At 61.9% G+C, this 14,975-nt stretch carries 16 protein-coding genes and 1 pseudogene; 5 read left to right on the forward strand and 12 right to left on the reverse strand.

Annotation, left to right across the window (positions count from 1 at the left end):
- Positions 1 to 97: 97 nt before the first annotated feature.
- The 7 genes from MIC97_RS22790 to MIC97_RS22820 all read right to left on the reverse strand — a co-directional run bounded on the left by MIC97_RS22790 (position 98) and on the right by MIC97_RS22820 (position 3,604).
- The gene (locus MIC97_RS22790) at positions 98 to 358 is read right to left on the reverse strand and encodes an NAD(P)-binding protein (RefSeq protein ID WP_239802187.1); all 261 of its coding nucleotides are present in this window, start codon (positions 356 to 358) and stop codon (positions 98 to 100) included.
- Positions 359 to 503: 145 nt separating this feature from the next.
- The gene (locus MIC97_RS22795) at positions 504 to 665 is read right to left on the reverse strand and encodes a hypothetical protein (RefSeq protein ID WP_239802188.1); all 162 of its coding nucleotides are present in this window, start codon (positions 663 to 665) and stop codon (positions 504 to 506) included.
- An 11-nt stretch (positions 666 to 676) separates the two neighbouring features.
- Entirely contained in the window at positions 677 to 829 is a 153-nt protein-coding gene (locus MIC97_RS22800) for an ABC transporter permease subunit (RefSeq protein ID WP_239802189.1), read from the reverse strand.
- A complete protein-coding gene (locus tag MIC97_RS22805; protein WP_239802190.1) occupies positions 823 to 1,257 on the reverse strand; it encodes a hypothetical protein in 435 nt (144 codons plus the stop codon). Before MIC97_RS22805 ends, MIC97_RS22800 begins: the two co-directional genes overlap by 7 nt.
- A 70-nt stretch (positions 1,258 to 1,327) precedes the next feature.
- The gene (locus MIC97_RS22810; protein ID WP_239802191.1) at positions 1,328 to 2,128 is read right to left on the reverse strand and encodes a sugar ABC transporter permease; all 801 of its coding nucleotides are present in this window, start codon (positions 2,126 to 2,128) and stop codon (positions 1,328 to 1,330) included.
- 47 nt (positions 2,129 to 2,175) lie between these two features.
- Entirely contained in the window at positions 2,176 to 2,598 is a 423-nt protein-coding gene (locus tag MIC97_RS22815; RefSeq protein WP_239802192.1) for an aldehyde dehydrogenase family protein, read from the reverse strand.
- Positions 2,519 to 3,604, reverse strand: a complete 1,086-nt coding sequence (locus tag MIC97_RS22820; protein WP_239802193.1) for an aldehyde dehydrogenase family protein — start codon at positions 3,602 to 3,604, stop codon at positions 2,519 to 2,521. The genes MIC97_RS22815 and MIC97_RS22820 overlap by 80 nt, the downstream gene beginning before the upstream one ends.
- Positions 3,605 to 3,699: 95 nt before the next feature.
- Here MIC97_RS22820 and MIC97_RS22825 point away from each other — a divergent pair, with 95 nt between their 5' ends.
- Positions 3,700 to 5,091 carry an FAD-dependent oxidoreductase gene (locus MIC97_RS22825; protein WP_239802194.1) on the forward strand — a complete coding sequence of 464 codons (1,392 nt, stop codon included), beginning with the start codon at positions 3,700 to 3,702 and terminating at the stop codon, positions 5,089 to 5,091.
- Positions 5,092 to 5,138: 47 nt separating this feature from the next.
- On the opposite strand, the gene MIC97_RS22830 is transcribed toward MIC97_RS22825, so the two are convergent.
- Positions 5,139 to 5,816, reverse strand: coding sequence for a GntR family transcriptional regulator (locus MIC97_RS22830; protein ID WP_239802195.1), 678 nt, complete (start codon positions 5,814 to 5,816; stop codon positions 5,139 to 5,141).
- A gap of 240 nt (positions 5,817 to 6,056) precedes the next feature.
- Between MIC97_RS22830 and MIC97_RS22835 the strand changes: the two genes are divergently transcribed.
- The 3 genes from MIC97_RS22835 (at position 6,057) to MIC97_RS22845 (ending at position 8,566) form a co-directional block, all read left to right on the forward strand.
- Positions 6,057 to 7,331 (forward strand): extracellular solute-binding protein, encoded by a 1,275-nt coding sequence (locus tag MIC97_RS22835; RefSeq protein ID WP_239802196.1) that lies wholly within the window; start codon positions 6,057 to 6,059, stop codon positions 7,329 to 7,331.
- A 367-nt stretch (positions 7,332 to 7,698) separates the two neighbouring features.
- Positions 7,699 to 7,995: a hypothetical protein gene (locus MIC97_RS22840; protein ID WP_239802197.1), complete on the forward strand. Its 297-nt coding sequence runs from the start codon at positions 7,699 to 7,701 to the stop codon at positions 7,993 to 7,995.
- Complete coding sequence (locus MIC97_RS22845) at positions 7,985 to 8,566, forward strand: hypothetical protein (protein WP_239802198.1); 582 nt, start codon at positions 7,985 to 7,987, stop codon at positions 8,564 to 8,566. Before MIC97_RS22840 ends, MIC97_RS22845 begins: the two co-directional genes overlap by 11 nt.
- A gap of 114 nt (positions 8,567 to 8,680) precedes the next feature.
- Here MIC97_RS22845 and MIC97_RS22850 read toward each other — a convergent pair whose 3' ends face one another.
- Positions 8,681 to 9,502, reverse strand: coding sequence for an ABC transporter substrate-binding protein (locus tag MIC97_RS22850; RefSeq protein WP_239802199.1), 822 nt, complete (start codon positions 9,500 to 9,502; stop codon positions 8,681 to 8,683).
- 17 nt (positions 9,503 to 9,519) lie between these two features.
- Here MIC97_RS22850 and MIC97_RS22855 point away from each other — a divergent pair.
- Positions 9,520 to 10,316, forward strand: a pseudogene (locus MIC97_RS22855) (DDE-type integrase/transposase/recombinase); the annotation flags it as partial.
- A 339-nt stretch (positions 10,317 to 10,655) separates the two neighbouring features.
- On the opposite strand, the gene MIC97_RS22860 reads toward MIC97_RS22855, so the two are convergent.
- From MIC97_RS22860 to MIC97_RS22870, 3 genes are all read right to left on the reverse strand, one after another.
- Positions 10,656 to 11,063 carry an ABATE domain-containing protein gene (locus MIC97_RS22860; RefSeq protein ID WP_239802417.1) on the reverse strand — a complete coding sequence of 136 codons (408 nt, stop codon included), beginning with the start codon at positions 11,061 to 11,063 and terminating at the stop codon, positions 10,656 to 10,658.
- Positions 11,064 to 11,728: 665 nt separating this feature from the next.
- Entirely contained in the window at positions 11,729 to 12,877 is a 1,149-nt protein-coding gene (gene argE / locus MIC97_RS22865) for an acetylornithine deacetylase (RefSeq protein WP_239802200.1), read from the reverse strand.
- A 43-nt stretch (positions 12,878 to 12,920) separates the two neighbouring features.
- A complete protein-coding gene (locus tag MIC97_RS22870; protein WP_345773576.1) occupies positions 12,921 to 14,957 on the reverse strand; it encodes a pyridoxamine 5'-phosphate oxidase family protein in 2,037 nt (678 codons plus the stop codon).
- Positions 14,958 to 14,975 lie beyond the last annotated feature (18 nt).

The raw sequence follows: 14,975 nt of genomic DNA on the forward strand, positions 1-14,975 counted from the left end.
CGACGGCCTTGAAGGCCGGAAGCACGTCCGCCCAGCTCCAGCCGGGATTGCCGCGCTGCGCCCGTCGTTGAAATCGTCCGCCTGTCCGCAATATAGATCAGCCCGTTGATGGCGCTCGAACCGCCGAGCACCCGGCGCGCGGGCCAAGCGATGCGGCGGCCGTTGAGGGCAGGTTTCCGGCTCCGTCTCGTAGCGCCCAGTCGAAGCGCTGATTGTTGATCGTCCTGAAGAAGCCGGACGGAATGTGCAGCCACGGGTTGCGGTCCCGCCGTCCCGCCTCGACCAGCAGCACGGAAAGCCGCGGATCCTCGCTGAGCCGGGCGGCCAGCACGCAACCGGCGGAGCCGCCGCCGACCACGACGTAGTCGTATGTCTCTGGTTTCTTTCATGCGTGTCATGATCCGTGCCGCGCGGCTCATCCTTTCACCGCGCCCGCCGTCAGCCCGGAGATCAGGTAGCGGCGCGCCAGCGTGACCAGCAACACCCCGGCACGAGCGGCAGGGTTACGCCGGCAAAAAGGACGCCCCATTCGGTGCCGTCCACCGGCGGCCCATCAGTTCGCTCAGGATCAGCGGTGCTGTCTTGGCCCGGTTGGTGGTGAAGATCATGGCGAAGGGATATTCGTTCCATGCGAAGACGAAGACGAAGATCGAGCCGGCGGCCATGCCTTGCAACGTCAGCCGGGCCAGGATCTTCGAGACGAGCTGCCACTCCGAGCGCCGTCGACATAGGCGGCCTCGTCGAGTTCATAGGGGATCTGGTCGAAGAAGTTCTTCATGATCATGGTGTTGAGCGACACCCAGAAGGTTGCGTAGAGCAGGATCAGCAACAGATGCGTATCGCCGAGCCCGAGCCGGTTCGCGACCGGGAACAGCGGCAGCGTGACGAACGATCGGCGGCAGGACGCGCACCGCGATCATGTAGACCGCGCTCCACGCGGTGAAGCGGTTGCGGTAACGCGAATAGGCATAGCCCGCCGAAGAAACTGACGAGGCCGGCAAGCACGGTCGCGCCGATCGCCACGATGAGGCTGTTGCCCATGGAAGTGAAGAAGTCCTGCCACTGGCTTACGAGCTTGATGTAGTTGTCGAAGGTAGGGGCAAAGACGACACGCGGCGGATAGACGAAGATGTCGACCTGCCGCTTGAATGACGACGAGACGATGAACAGGATCGGCGCCACCGACCAGATCAGGATGAAGACCAGCAGCAGTCCGCGTGCAAGGCGTTCGAGCGGGGAAAAGGCGTCGTTCATCATTCTCCCCCTTTCATGCTGCGCTGCATGGCGAACAGGAACACCGACGCAAGCAGCAGCGAGCCCAGCACCATCAGCCAGCCTGTCGCTGCGGCCATGCCGAAATCGCCGTAGCGGAAGCCGTGCTGGTATAGAGATAGACCGCAAGCACCTCAGACAGGCGCGCTGGCCCGCCCTTGGTCAGAGCCAGACCTCGGAGAACATGCGGAAGGCGAAGATCAGCCGGAATATCAGCGTGATCAGAAGCGTCGGGATGAGAAGCGGCAGGGTGGGTGCGCAGGAAACGCTGCCAGCGTGATGCGCCGTCGATGCGCGCTGCCTCGTAGAGCGAGCCGTCGATGGCGAGCAGCCCGGCATAGATCATCAGGAAGGTGAAGGGCAGGTGCGTCCATATGTTGATGACGCCGACCAGCACGAGGCCGGTGGTGGGAGACGCGCTCCAGTTGACGCGGCCAAGGCCCATCTCCTCGATGGTGCGGGCGATCGCGCCGATATTCGGGTCCATCATCATCTTCCAGACAAGAACCGCCACGACCTCGGAGATCGCATAGGGCATCAGGATGCAGGCGAACATCAGCCCGCGAAACGGCACGCCGGACATGAACAGCGCGGCGAGCGCCAGTCCGAACAGCAGCTCGACATAGACGACGCCGTTGACGACCAGAAAGGTGTTGAGTGCTGCCCGCCAGAAATAGGGATCGTCGAAGACGGCCCGGTAGTTTTCCAGACCCACCCATGTGAGGCCGGTGCCATAGCTGGATTCGTTCAGGCTCAGCCAGAAGACATAAAGGGACGGCACCGTCAGCATGGTCAGCAGCAAAAGGTGCAGGGGAGAAAGGTAGAGCCAGGTGGTCAGGCGAAGCCGACTGCGCATGTCATTTCCAGTTCGTCGTTTTTCGGACGGGCGGACTTCGTTTGCTCTCAAAGGCCGACAAGCAGATATTGCGGCTCGCAATAATCGAGGATGCCGGCATGCCCGCCCTCACGTCCGAGGCCGGACTGCTTGACGCCACCGATAGGAGCCATTTCCAGCCCGAGATGGATGGCGTTGATGCCGACCATGCCCAGATCGAGAGATTCGGCGGTTTTCAGTACGGTTGAAATGTCGCGTCCGAAAACATAGCCGGCAAGCCCGTATTGCGAGGCATTCACCGATCCCCTGACGTCGTCCACCTCGGTGAACTTCGTCAGCGCCGCGACGGGGCCGAACGTTTCCTCGCAGGATACGAGCATGTCCGGGCCGACATTTTCCAGAACCGTCGCCTCATACCATGTACGCCCGGCGGCGGCCCGCCGACCACCGCGCGTGAGTTTCGCACCCCGGGGCGACGGCGTCGGCGACATGGCGCTCGACCTTGGCGAGCGCCGGCTCGTCGATCAGCGGCGCGAGCGTGCTCGCCGCATCGCGACCGTCGCCGGGAACAAGGCGGTCAACCTCGCGAAGAAAGCGGGTGAGGAAGTCGTCGTAGACGGCTTCATGGACGAAGAAGCGGTTGGGACACACGCAGGTCTGCCCGGCGTTGCGGAACTTTGCGGCAACCGCCAGCGTGGCGGCCTTGTCGAGATCCGCGTCGGGCAGGACGATGAACGGCGCGTGGCCGCCCAGTTCCAGACCCAGTTTCTTGATGGTGGACGCGCACTGGCCATAGAGGAGCCTCCCGGTTGCGGTCGAGCCGGTGAAGCTGAGGAAGGCGACGCGGGGATCCTGCGTGAGCACCGGGCCGATCGTTGCCGCATCTCCCGTGACGACATGGAGAACGCCGTCCGGCACGCCGGCCATGCGGCACAACGCTGCGAGGCCAAGCGCGCTGAGCGGCGTCTGCGGCGCGGGTTTCAGCACCACTGTGCAGCCGGCCGCAAGGGCGGGGGCCAGCTTCCGTGCCACCATGGAGATGGGAAAATTCCAGGGCGTGATCGCCGCCACCACGCCGACAGGCTTGTGCATCACAAGGATGCGGCTGTCGGTGCGTGGCGAGGCGATGATCTCGCCGTTCACCCGGCGCGCCTCTTCGGCAAAGAAGTCGAAATAGCCGGCCGCCGAGGCGACCTCGGCGCGCGCTTCTGCAAGCGGCTTGCCCTGTTCCGCCGTCAGCAGCGTGGCCAGATCTTCGGAGTTCTCTGAAATGAGCCCTGCCAGCCGGCGCAGGATCGCGCCGCGCGCCTGTGGCGCCTGACCGGACCAGTCCGCAAACGCTGCATGGGCCGCTGCAACGGCCTCCCCTGCATCCTGTGCCGAACACATGCGCACATAGCCGACGGTCTTGCCATTGGCCGGATCGTCAACCGGCGCCCATCCGCCATCTCCCTGCGTCGCTGCCGCGCCGGCAAGGGTGAGCTTGCCCCACTCCATCCCGCTCCTCCTCTGCATATTTCCAACTGCATATTGCATCATGGATCCAATATTGCAATAACCACTTTCGAAAACACGAGACAGGGAGATCGATTGTGAACAGTCAGGATTACGACGTGGTCGTACTGGGAGGTGGCAGTGCGGGCATCGCGGCGGCGGTCGCTGCGGCCAGAAACGGCGCTCGCACCGCTCTGGTGGAGGCAGGTCCGATGCTGGGTGGAGAGCTGCTGACGGGCATGACCGTCGATGGCGCCATCAACGGACGCGGAGAGGATACGGTCGGCGGCGTGCTGAACGATCTTCTCCAGCTTTGCCGCGACATGGGCGGCTTCGTCGCCAAGCTGAACGACTGGCGGCTGATCCGGTATGTCGCCTACGATCCGGAGATCATGAAGATCGCGATCCCGCAATTCGTGTTCGGGGCCGGCGTCACTGTTTATCTCCAGACTTTCGCGGAGGAGGTGGCTCAGGACGGCGGCAGGATTTCGGGTCTTGTGGTGCGCAACAAGGGCGGCCGGCAATTGCTGACGGCGCGCGCTTTCGTCGATGCTTCAGGGGATGGCGACCTGTGCGCCATGGCCGGGGCGGAGATGCTGAGCGTGGGCGGCGATGAAAAGCCCCAGCCCATGTCGATGATGTTCCGCATGGCGAATGTCGATTCGGCCGGCCTTCTCTCTTATGTGCGCGAGCATCCCGAATGTGTCGCGGTCGGCGAGAGCGACGCGATCCGCGGTGGCCGGACCGACCGCGAGATTACCGAGGAGATTTATCGGCAGGGCGAGCCTTGCGTCTTCTTCAAGGGCGATGGCCCGCTGCTCGGCAGCGCGATCGCGCGCAGCGAGATGTTCCCCACGGCGCTGGTGATGATCCAGCCTACGTCCGATGTCCGCCGGGAGGTCTGCATCAACGCGACGCGGATCACCGTCGACGAGCCGACAAGGCCCGACAACGTGGCAACCGCACTGCGCGTTCTCACCGCGCAGGTGTTTCAGTGCGCCGAATTTCTGCGCAAATCCGTGCCGGGTTTCGGCGAGGCGAGCATTTCCGGCATGTCGCCGCGAATCGGCATCCGCGAAACCCGTCGTGTGGTCGGCGATTACATCCTCACCGGGGAAGATGTGCTTGAGGCAAGGAAGCGTGATGACGGCGTGGCGAAGGGCTGTCATCACGTCGATATCCATCAGGATGGAACCGGGCAGATCCGCATTCCGGTCGCCGATGGCGGATCATACGACATCCCGCTTGGCAGCCTGCTGCCCAAGGGGCTGGAAAACGTGGTGATCGCGGGCCGCTGCCTGTCGGCGAGCCGCGAGGCGCAGGGCTCGGCGCGCGTCATGGGCAGTTGCATGGCGATGGGCCAGGCGGCCGGAAGCCTTACGGCGATGGCCGCGACCCAGAGCAACCACGCCAGTCTGCGCGATGTTCCCGTTGCCCGGCTCCGCCAGACCCTGAAGGATCAGGGCGCGGTTCTCGAAGGGACACGGTGATGCACGGGCATTGGGCCCGGCATCCCGATATCCGCCGGGGGAGGGGGTCAGGCCTCGGAGGCTGCCATTTCCGGGGCGGAGAGAATGGCGCATACCTGTTCCTGCGTGCCGCGGTTATGCGCCTTGAGCCGCTGGCTCAGAAGCTCCAGATCGCGCGCGCGCAACGCTTCCATCATCGCGGTATGCTCGTCGCGCGATCTGGACTGGCGCTGCGCCGAATTCAGCGCCGTGCGCTGGTAGCGTTCCGACAAGTCGAACAGTGTCGTGATGGTGCGCAGCAAATGCCGGTTGCCGCAATCACCGTAGAAGGCGAGGTGAAAGGCGCGGTTCTCCCGCATGTAGCCCTCAATGTCGGCTTCCGAATCCTGCGCTGCGAGGCGGGCGTGGATCGCCTCCATTTCCGCAATGCCGCCGCTAGAAAGGCTCGGCCAGCTTGCGCGCAGCGCCATATCCTCCAGGCTTTCGCGCAGCGAATAAAGCTCGACGAGATCGCTGATCGAATGGGCGGTGACGACCGCGCTGCGATGCGGGCTGAGGAGGACGAAGCCGCGCTCGGCCAGCCGCTCGATCGCCTGCCGGACGGGATGGCGGCTGACGTCGAGCTGCTCGGCGAGCCGGACCTGATCGAGCCGTTCGCCCGCAGGCAGTTCGCCGGCCAGAATCATGCGCTGGATCTCGGAAGTGGCGTAATCCGCCGTGCTTTTGAACCGAACTGTCCGTGCCACCAGGGTTCTCCCGTTTCTGCGCGGACGCCAGTCACCCGCCATTATGGATCCAATAATGCTAGGCCGGCCGGCCGCTCTTGTCCAGAACAGCCGGCTCGTGTCCGTCCAGACGCTGGCGCGGAAATTCTTCGAAATGAGGTGGTTGTCATGCTTGCCAGTTGACCGCACTCCGGTTTCCTGTTTGGATCCAATCCAATGGATCCAATTTTATTGCAGAGATGTTTCCAGGGAGGAAAGACCATGAAATTCATAAAACAGGGACTGCTGGCTGCCGGGGTCGCGTTATCTCTCGGCGCGGCTTTGCCCGCGAATGCGCAGACGACCGTAACGGTGCTGTCGCACAAGGTGCACGAGAACGTGGCGCGCGGCCTTGTTGCAGGGACCACCGGCGGCGATGTGGCGGGTGAATGGGCCAAGGCCAACAACGTCACGCTGAACTGGGTCACTGGCAACATCGATCCGATCCACGACCGGCTGGGCCGTGAACTGTCGCTGTCCGAAAGTTCGGTCGATCTTGCCTTCGTCATCAACAAGTTTCACACGCCGCGCATAGCGGCGCTGCTGGAGCCGCTGGACGAACGAATCGCTGCCGAGCCGATCGAGATCCTCGATTCGATCCCGGAGCCGCTGAAGAAGGCGCTGATGCATGACGGCAAGCTGACGGCGATTCCGTTCCGCCATGCCACGACCGGGCTGCACTGGAACAAGACGCTTTTCGCCGAGCAGGGCCTCGACCATGCGCCGCGGACGCTGGACGAACTGCTCGAATATGCCCGCAAGATGAGCTACACGCGCTCAGACGGAACACGGGTTGCCGGTCTCATCATGAATTCGGGCGACGAGCATGTCGCTGTCCTGACGCTGCTTTCAGCTTTCGGCGCGCGCCTGTTCGACGACGAAGGCAAAGTCGTCGCCAACACACCTGAGATGATCAGGGGCCTGTCGACGATGGCCGAACTCTATAAGGAAGGCGTACTGGCGCAGAATTATGCGACCATGACCATCGACGACGTCATTACCGCCGTCCAGAATGGGCAGGCTGCGATGGCGATCGATCCGTTTGCCCGCTATGCGGTCTACAATAATCCGGAAAGCTCCAAGTTTCCGGGTCAGATCGATGTCGTGGTGACACCCTCGACGGTTAACCCGGAGGGAACGGCGATCACCGAAATCTGGTCGATGGCAATCCCGCGCAACGCGAAGAACAAGGATCTTGCCTATTCGCTGATGCGGGCGCTTTCCGGCAGGGAGGCGACGATCCGCATCGCGCTCAATGCCAACGGGCCGGTGGATCCGACCGCCTATTCGGATGCCCGCCTGCAGGAGAAGCTGCCCTACACGGAGGCCGAAGCCAGGGCGCTCAGGATCGCGCAGGTCATTCCGTCCTCTTTCGACCGCTCGATCGAGGCGGCCGCGATCTTCCGTGAAGAATCGCAGGCCGCGGTGCTGGGCCTGAAATCCGCCGAAGACGCCGCAGCCGCGATGCAGGCACGCATCGAACGACTTGTGGATTGAGGCAGCTGGGGTTCCGGGCAGCCGACATCGCTGCCCGGAACCACTGCAGAATTGCGTATCGACCGTTTCCGGTAATCGCCACCATATCTTCCCGCCTTGGGTCCACCGGCGTCATCTTCCATGAAGAGATGAACGTCGTGGTGGATAGACGCCCATCGCATCGGCGTCGGCCAGACGAACCGGGAAGCGATAATTGTTTCCCGCAACGAGGCGTGCGATCTCGGTTCGCATCGAAACCATAAATCGCCGCAAGCGATCACCATGATAAACCGGCATCGGCCGCGCTGACTTAAGCAGGTTGGCGGCCAGCAAGGCCTTGCCCGCGCGTTCAACGCAATCTATATTCTGTTCAACACAGGAGATTATGATGGCTGTGCAAACAAGGACTGCCGCGGAAAGCGAAGCAAAGGTCGCATCGGCGCGCAACAAACTCGTGCTTGAGCAGGCGAAGGCTGCGGGGCTCCTCGGCGCTGCGAAGAACACTCGTCTTTCAGGGCGGGTGCCCTCGGAGTTGATCGAGGCGGCCAAGAAGCGTGCCCATGTCACCTCCGACACGGAGCTGCTGGAACTGGCGCTGTCGCGTCTGGCTATCGAAGATGACTTCGGCGTCCGCCTGGTCGGCAGGAAGGGCAGCATCCCGACGGATATCGATCTTGGGATTTGATCTTTCCGGGGCGCTGCGATCGCTGAAGCCCCAAAAGCATACGGGCACACTTGAGCGCCGTGACGATGAGGATCTTCCGTGGGTTGCCGACGAGCCCGCGATCGGAAGGGCGCTGTTTCTGGATACCAGCGTCTATCTGGATGTGCTGCAAGGGCGATCGCCCGCTGAGGTCGACAGGCTTCTTACCTATCGGCTGTGCCATCATTCCTCTGTCTGCCTGTCCGAACTGACTCATGCCTTTGGTCGGCTCGACCCAAAGCATGGCTCGACGAAGACAGTCCTCGAAACGCTCAAGGCGACGATAGAAGACATCCCGCAGCACCGCCTTCATGCACCGGATGCTGCTATCTGGGGGCAGGCCGGTGTGTTGGCGGGCCTGCTGTTTCGACTAAGCAATCTGCCCAGAGGGGAAGGGCACGAACGCCGCTTCGTCAATGACGCCCTCGTGTTCCTGCAGGCACTTCAGCTGGGCGCGAGCGTTCTGACCGGAAATGTCCGTGACTTCGATTTCCTCACCCAGGTTCTGCCGGCCGGGAGAATCATCCTCTATCGAACTCCAGCGCGATCGTGATCCCTCTCAAGCGTAACGGTCGGTCCTCCTGCCGGTATCCTTTGTGAACCGGGTTCCGGCCCGACAGTGAGCGCAAACGAGATTACAGTCGGTGCGACGATGGGATGAACCTGCCTATTGCGGGGTGATCCAGTACGTGCCTTGCAGTGGAAGAGCCAGAAAGCGGCTGTTCAGTTCGCGCAGCGTCGCGTCGGGATCGACATCGGCAAACAGGTCCGGGTGGAACCACCTGGCCATCGCCTCGATCAGCAGGATATGGGTGGGCGAGTCGTTGAACAGGTGCCACACGCCATAGGCGCGATGGTTCGCGATTGCCGAGAGGTTCGATATCGGGCTGGAGTTGACGAGGCGGTCGAGGCTTTCGCGGGCCGCTTCCTCGTCGACGCCGGTGCCGAGCACCAGACCTCTCAGCGCCGCCATATGCGGCCCGCCGGTGGCGAGGTAGATGTCGGGATCGACGTTGATAATATGCTCGACGCTGACCCGGCCGGCCAGACCCGGAATGATGTCGGCGCCTATGTTATGGCCTCCGGCCGCGACGATGAAATCGTCGAAGATGCCGCGCCCGGGAGAATTGCAGCAATCGCCGGGTGCGGCGTGAACCTGCATGAACACCTTCGGCCTTTTCGTTTCAGGTCCGATCCGCTCCGTGATGTGCCTGAGGCGGGCTGAATAGAACTCGGAAAACGCGGCGGCCTGTTCCTCGCGGCCGATGAGCTTTCCAAGGATGTCCATGCTGGGCAGGGTATTCTGCATCGGCTTGACGAAGAAATCCACGAACACCACCGGAATGCCTGCCTTCTCGAAGCTGGAGGTTATGCCCTGAAGCATCCCGGCGCTCGTCGCTTCCCGGGTGAACAGGCTGAACACCACGAGATCGGGTTCAAGGCTGATGGCCTTTTCGACGGAGAAGCTGAGATCGGTGGCCGCACCCACGGATGGAATCTGCTCGATGGAACCGCATCCGCGATGAGGTCCGCGACCAGATCATCGAGCTGGCGCTGAACGAACCGGAGCTGTCGCCGCGGGAATTGGCAGTCACCTTCACCGACACGAAGGGCTACTTCGTCTCGGAATCCTCGGTCTACCGCCTGCTCAAGGCCCACGACCTGATCACCAGCCCGGCCTTCATCATCATCAAGGCCGCTGACGAGTTCCACCACAAGACCACAGCGCCTAACAGCTCTGGCAAACCGACTTCACCTGTCTGAAGGTCATCGGCTGGGGATGGTTTTATCTGTCGACCGTGCTCGATGACTTCTCGCGCTACATCATCGCCTGGAAGCTGAGCACCACGATGAAGGCCGGGGATGTCGCTGACACGCTGACCATGGCGCTGCAAGCGTCCGGCTGCGACAGCGCCAGGGTCGCCCACCGGCCGCGGCTCCTGTCCGACAACGGCCCGTCATACGTGTCGTCAGATCTCGCCGCCTGGCTATCCAACAAGGGCATGGACCACACCCGCGGAGCGCCCTGCCATCCCCAGACCCAGCGTAAGATCGAGCGATGGCACCAGACGTTGAAGAACCGCATCCTGCTCGAAAACTACTTCCTGCCAGGTGATCTCGAGCCGCAGATTGCCGGCTTCGCCGATCATGACAACCACCGCCGCTACCATGAGAGCTTCGGCAACCTCACACCCGCCGACGTCTACTTTGGGCGCGGCGACATCATCATGCTGGAAAGGAACAGCACCAAACGCGAAATCATCAGACAGCGCCACTTGCTTCACAAAGAAGCGGCGGCCTAAAATGATAACCCTGATGGGCCAGAGCCTCCGTTAGCTCAGACCGTCAATCGTCTCAAAATACCTGACGACGGACACGCGTGACGACGCGGGACATCTTCTCCAAACCACAGCATGCCTACACGCAGAAGCAGCTCGCTGCGACGCCGGGAGGAATGCGCAGCTAACCGTTGGTCACAAAATTCTCCGGGAAGAAAGCGTCAAAGCGCGGTCTTTTTGCGTTGGCGATAGGCGCGTGCGCTGGCCTGGTCGCCACAGGGGACATTGCGCACAATCGCCGATTTCCCGCCCGGGAGCGGTCCACGAAGATGACAGCGCAGCGCGGCGAGGCGCATTGGCGAATTATGTTACGGTATGGGCCGGTGAGACATCGATGGCATCGCGCGAAATGATGCCGAGCAATTCGTTCACCTCTGCTGCGTCGGGCGGCTCGGTGTTGCATCCGTCACATGCAATGCGTGTACTGGGCATGACGGCACGAGCATGGCTTTTGAGAAGGGCTATGTCCGATGGGGCGATTTCACGCCCGGTCAGACGATTGTCGACCAGCTTGAAAATCGCTTCACGCAGGGACTTCGCTCGCTCCAGATCCAATTCATCGACGTGACCGGCAAGAGGCGGCAATTCCGCCTCGCAGAACCAGCGTTCCAGCAATTCCGGCTCCGACAATCTGTCGTTTTCCTTTCCGCGGTCCTTGGAGCCAGCGACAGTCGCGGCGAAATTGAGGGCGACGCTGTCCGAACGAAACAGAAAACGCCACTTGCCCTTCTTACGGCGCTATGATTTTTGATATTCTTGGTTGCATACGGCGACAGATAGATGGACGTCAGATCACCTGCATCGGCCAGTGCAGCCTCAACCAATGCGCTTCTGCTGAGTGCAAAACGGCAGGAGGTAAAAATTACCTATCTGCCGGAACGCCTTGGCAGAGTTTGAACCGCAATCTCCACGCTTTACAACGTGCTTCGATGAGCTGCCGGTCACGCTCAAGGAAAGCCGCAAAATCTCAAATGTGGATAAGAGTTCCATAAGATAGATTCTGCGACTTTCATCCATTGTCGAGAAGGGAAGATGTCTTGATTCCGTGACGTAGGAATGTCGCCTAGATGGTCGTCTGCGGTGCGGGCATGGCGACGGCTGACCATTGCCACTGCCACGCCTGTATTGTGGAAATCGTCGTCCATGATGCCAATGCGATCATCCCGGTTGGGGATCCCCGTGAATGCGCCGGTGCAGGTAATGAAGGCGGGACAATCATGCAAAGGGATGCATCTCCGACCTGCCCTGTCTTGAGCACCGGATTGTCATAGCCGGCGTGCTCACGATGGGAACGAGACGCAGTGTTCCTGGGTTCAGCCGATGATGCTTGCCGGGCAGATGGGTGCCGCACAGGGGATCGCCCCGGCGGTCGGCCATTACGCTGACAGGTGGGCTATCAGTCGGCGGATGAAGGCTTCGCCGGCGGCGATCTGTTCCTGTTCGATGAACTCGTTTACCCTATGCGCCTGCGCGATATCTCCTGGTCCGACGACCACCGTCGACCAGCCCGCTTTCTGGAAAATTCCGGCTTCCGTTCCAAAAGCTACGACAGCGGTTTCCGTGTTTCCGGTCAGCAGGCATGCGAGATCTTCCGCCACGCTTGAAGGTTCTGGTGCAAGTGCGGGTATGAATGAAAGGTCTTCGATATCGACACCGGATGAAGCATGGACCGCCTGCATCGCCGGCTCGATTTCGCTGCGGATATAGCGCTCGAAGCGGGCGCGAAACTCGCGCGCGTCTTCCTGCGGTACAGCCCTTATGTCGGTGATGAAGCTGCACGCTTCGGCCACGATATTGCCGGCGGAGCCACCTTCGATGACACCACAGTGGAGCGTGGTGTAAGGGGGCAGGAAACCCGTGGCTGACGGGCCCTCGCGATTGCAGGCCATGGTTTCATCCAGCCATGTCACCAGCCGGGCAGCCTTCATGACCGCGCTGACGCCGAGATCCATGCGGCTGGAATGAACCGCATGCCCTCTCACACGGGTCCTGAATGCCAGCAGGCTTTTATGGCCGTTGACGACCTGCATCCGTGTCGGTTCGCCCACAAACACCGCACGTGGAGGCGGCACCGCCTCCTTCATCGCATCGACGAGAGAGATGGCACCCATGCATCCCACTTCCTCATCATATGAAAGGGCGATGTGAATGGGAGTCTTCAGTTTCGCCGCCAGCATCTGCGGAACAGCGGCGAGAACGATAGCCACGAATCCCTTCATGTCGCAGGTTCCGCGCCCGAAAAGGCGGCCACCGCGCCCGGTCAGGGTCCATGGGCTGCTGATCCACCCTTCTTCAAGGGCGGGAACGACATCGGTATGGCCGGACAGGACGATCCCGCCCGCAGTTGATGGCCCGATCGTCGCAAACAGGTTCGCTTTCAGCTGGTCCCGGTCACAGATCAACGTGGACTCGATACCGAAGCTGGCCAGATATTCGCGAACGAACCCGATCAGCGGCAGATTGGTCTGCGACGATACGGTCGGAAACGCAATCAGCCGTTCCAGCATCTCATGTGTCGTCAGCATGTGCGCCAAGCCGGGTCCCCCCTTACCTGCCCCGATGTCTGCATCAGCAATCTATGACGATGTCTTCGAGAGGAAATGCCTGGCACAGCATGACCCTTCCACGCGCCAGAAGCGGTTCCTCGCCAGTGGGATAGTCGACCTTTCCGCTGATGATGCGCTGCACGCAGGACTGGCACTCCCCGTTGCGGCAGGAATAGGCAACCTCCACGTCATGGGCGAGCGCGAGGTCAAGCAGGGTGCCGCTTTCAGAGGTCCATGTCACATGCCTGCCGGTCTGGGCGAATGTAACCTTGCGTGGCGCCCTCCCCGCAACCAGGCCTGATGCAGCCGGGCCGGATCCGCCACTGCTCTGTTCGAATGCTTCCATCCGCACACTTTCAGGAGCTGCACCGAGAGCGATCAGCCCTTCTTTCAGCGATGACATGAAGTCGGCCGGCCCGCAGATGTAGAAATCTGCCTCGTCAACCGGGGTCTGACCGGCGATGACAGTGGCATTCAGCCGCCCGCGATGATGGCACACATCATCGTACTGCGGTTGCGAATAGGCGGTAAACAAGCGGATTGAGGGACAGGCTGCCGCCAGACGCCCGAGTTCCTCTCCGAACAGGTGATGCCTGGCGTCACGTGCGGCATGCATGAACCACACTTCCCGTCCGGGTTTCTCGCGTGCCAGATGTTGTGCCATCGGCAGCAGCGGGGTTATGCCCACCCCCGCGCTGATGAGAACCACAGGGCGCCCCGGTGCGCTGTCCAGAACGAAGTGGCCTGCAGGGGGCCCCAGCATCACCTCATCGCCAACCCCGATATGATCGTGCAGCAGATCGGAGACGCCCTCATTGCCGATCCTGCGCACGGTGATGCGCAGAGAATATCGGTCCGGCGTTCCCGAAATGGAGTAGCAGCGGTGCCGTGGCACCTGACGATTGTCACCGGGAAGCGAGACCGTGACGAACTGCCCCGGCAGCGCTTCACCGACAGGCGCATCGTCGCGCGGTCTGAGCACAAAGGACATCACGTCCGGGCTCTCCCGCCTGCGCTCGGTGCAGGAAAAACTGCGCCGCCCGATCCAGGCGGCGGGCCGCTTGTCCGCCCATATGCGCGAGCGGTTGAACGCCGCCGAACAGTGAAAATAAATCTCCTCGGGACGCATGCTGATCTGGTGCGGCCAGCCGTCATCGCGGCCGACCTCACGATAGAGCCCGTTCAGCCTGATGATGTCGCAGCAGCCGGGTTCGGCAGCCAGCAAGGCGCATTCGGCCGCATGCGGGAAATCGTGGGTGTTCTCACTATGGGGCCCGAGATCCAGCAGGAAGGATTGCTGGTTGGTGCCGGGATCGGGCCGCAGCGGCTCGCCGCCCACGAGCCCGATAGCGATTTCGCCGGCTTTCGTCTCACGGGCAAAGACGATGAACCGGGCCTGATCGATGAAACCCATGAAGCCGGGGCCGGCCACGTTGTAAGCCTTGGCCTGCACGAGGGGGCTCGGGGTGCCGTAGAATTCGCGCAGACCCGCCCGCACCAGCCGGGCTTCGGAAGGCGCATCCCGATAGACGGGCTGGTTGCCGGTTTCGGACTGCCAGGCGATGTCTTTCGCATAGATGTCCAGAACATCCAGCGGCGGCTTTCTTTCGGAAGGGTCGATCCAGAATCCGCTCTTGCGAAATGCCTCGCTCTTCACGAATTCCATCTTCGTCGGGGTCAGTACCATCACGGAGAGAGGGCGGTTGTCGTCTGCCGGAAAGGCGGCGATATCCTGCTCGTTCTGCGAGACTGTCGCCCGCGCTGCGATGCGCAGATAAGTATCGGCGTGACGGTTCAGAAGAAGAAGCGCCACGTCCGGATTGCTCAGTATGTTGCCGATCGTATCCAGCCGCTTGTTGCCGACATAGTCGGGCAGCAGCAGGCTGCCATCGGCACCCAGCCGCACCACCGACGGCTGGCCGCCGCGAGGCGAAACGTCCATCCCTCCCTCTGCACTGCGGGAGGCGATAAAGAGCAGTGTGGTCCGTTCGATAAAGAAACGCGTAAGGTCATCCATGATCTTCGCCCACATTCGCTGTTCGGCTGCATCTGTTTCCATGCAGCGTGTTTTCCCCGG

Source organism: Aquamicrobium sp. NLF2-7, from assembly GCF_022359935.1.
GTDB lineage: Bacteria > Pseudomonadota > Alphaproteobacteria > Rhizobiales > Rhizobiaceae > Mesorhizobium > Mesorhizobium lusatiense.

Excerpts from the sequence above, each read along its gene's own strand:
- MIC97_RS22795 (WP_239802188.1), bottom strand. The coding sequence starts at position 665 with ATGGCCGCCGGCTCGATCTTCGTCTTCGTCTTCGCATGGAACGAATAT.
- MIC97_RS22805 (WP_239802190.1), bottom strand. The coding sequence starts at position 1,257 with ATGATGAACGACGCCTTTTCCCCGCTCGAACGCCTTGCACGCGGACTG.
- MIC97_RS22810 (WP_239802191.1), bottom strand. The coding sequence starts at position 2,128 with ATGCGCAGTCGGCTTCGCCTGACCACCTGGCTCTACCTTTCTCCCCTG.
- MIC97_RS22815 (WP_239802192.1), bottom strand. The coding sequence starts at position 2,598 with ATGTCGCCGACGCCGTCGCCCCGGGGTGCGAAACTCACGCGCGGTGGT.
- MIC97_RS22820 (WP_239802193.1), bottom strand. The coding sequence starts at position 3,604 with ATGGAGTGGGGCAAGCTCACCCTTGCCGGCGCGGCAGCGACGCAGGGA.
- MIC97_RS22835 (WP_239802196.1), top strand. The coding sequence starts at position 6,057 with ATGAAATTCATAAAACAGGGACTGCTGGCTGCCGGGGTCGCGTTATCT.
- MIC97_RS22840 (WP_239802197.1), top strand. The coding sequence starts at position 7,699 with ATGGCTGTGCAAACAAGGACTGCCGCGGAAAGCGAAGCAAAGGTCGCA.
- argE (WP_239802200.1), bottom strand. The coding sequence starts at position 12,877 with ATGCTGACGACACATGAGATGCTGGAACGGCTGATTGCGTTTCCGACC.
- MIC97_RS22870 (WP_345773576.1), bottom strand. The coding sequence starts at position 14,957 with ATGGAAACAGATGCAGCCGAACAGCGAATGTGGGCGAAGATCATGGAT.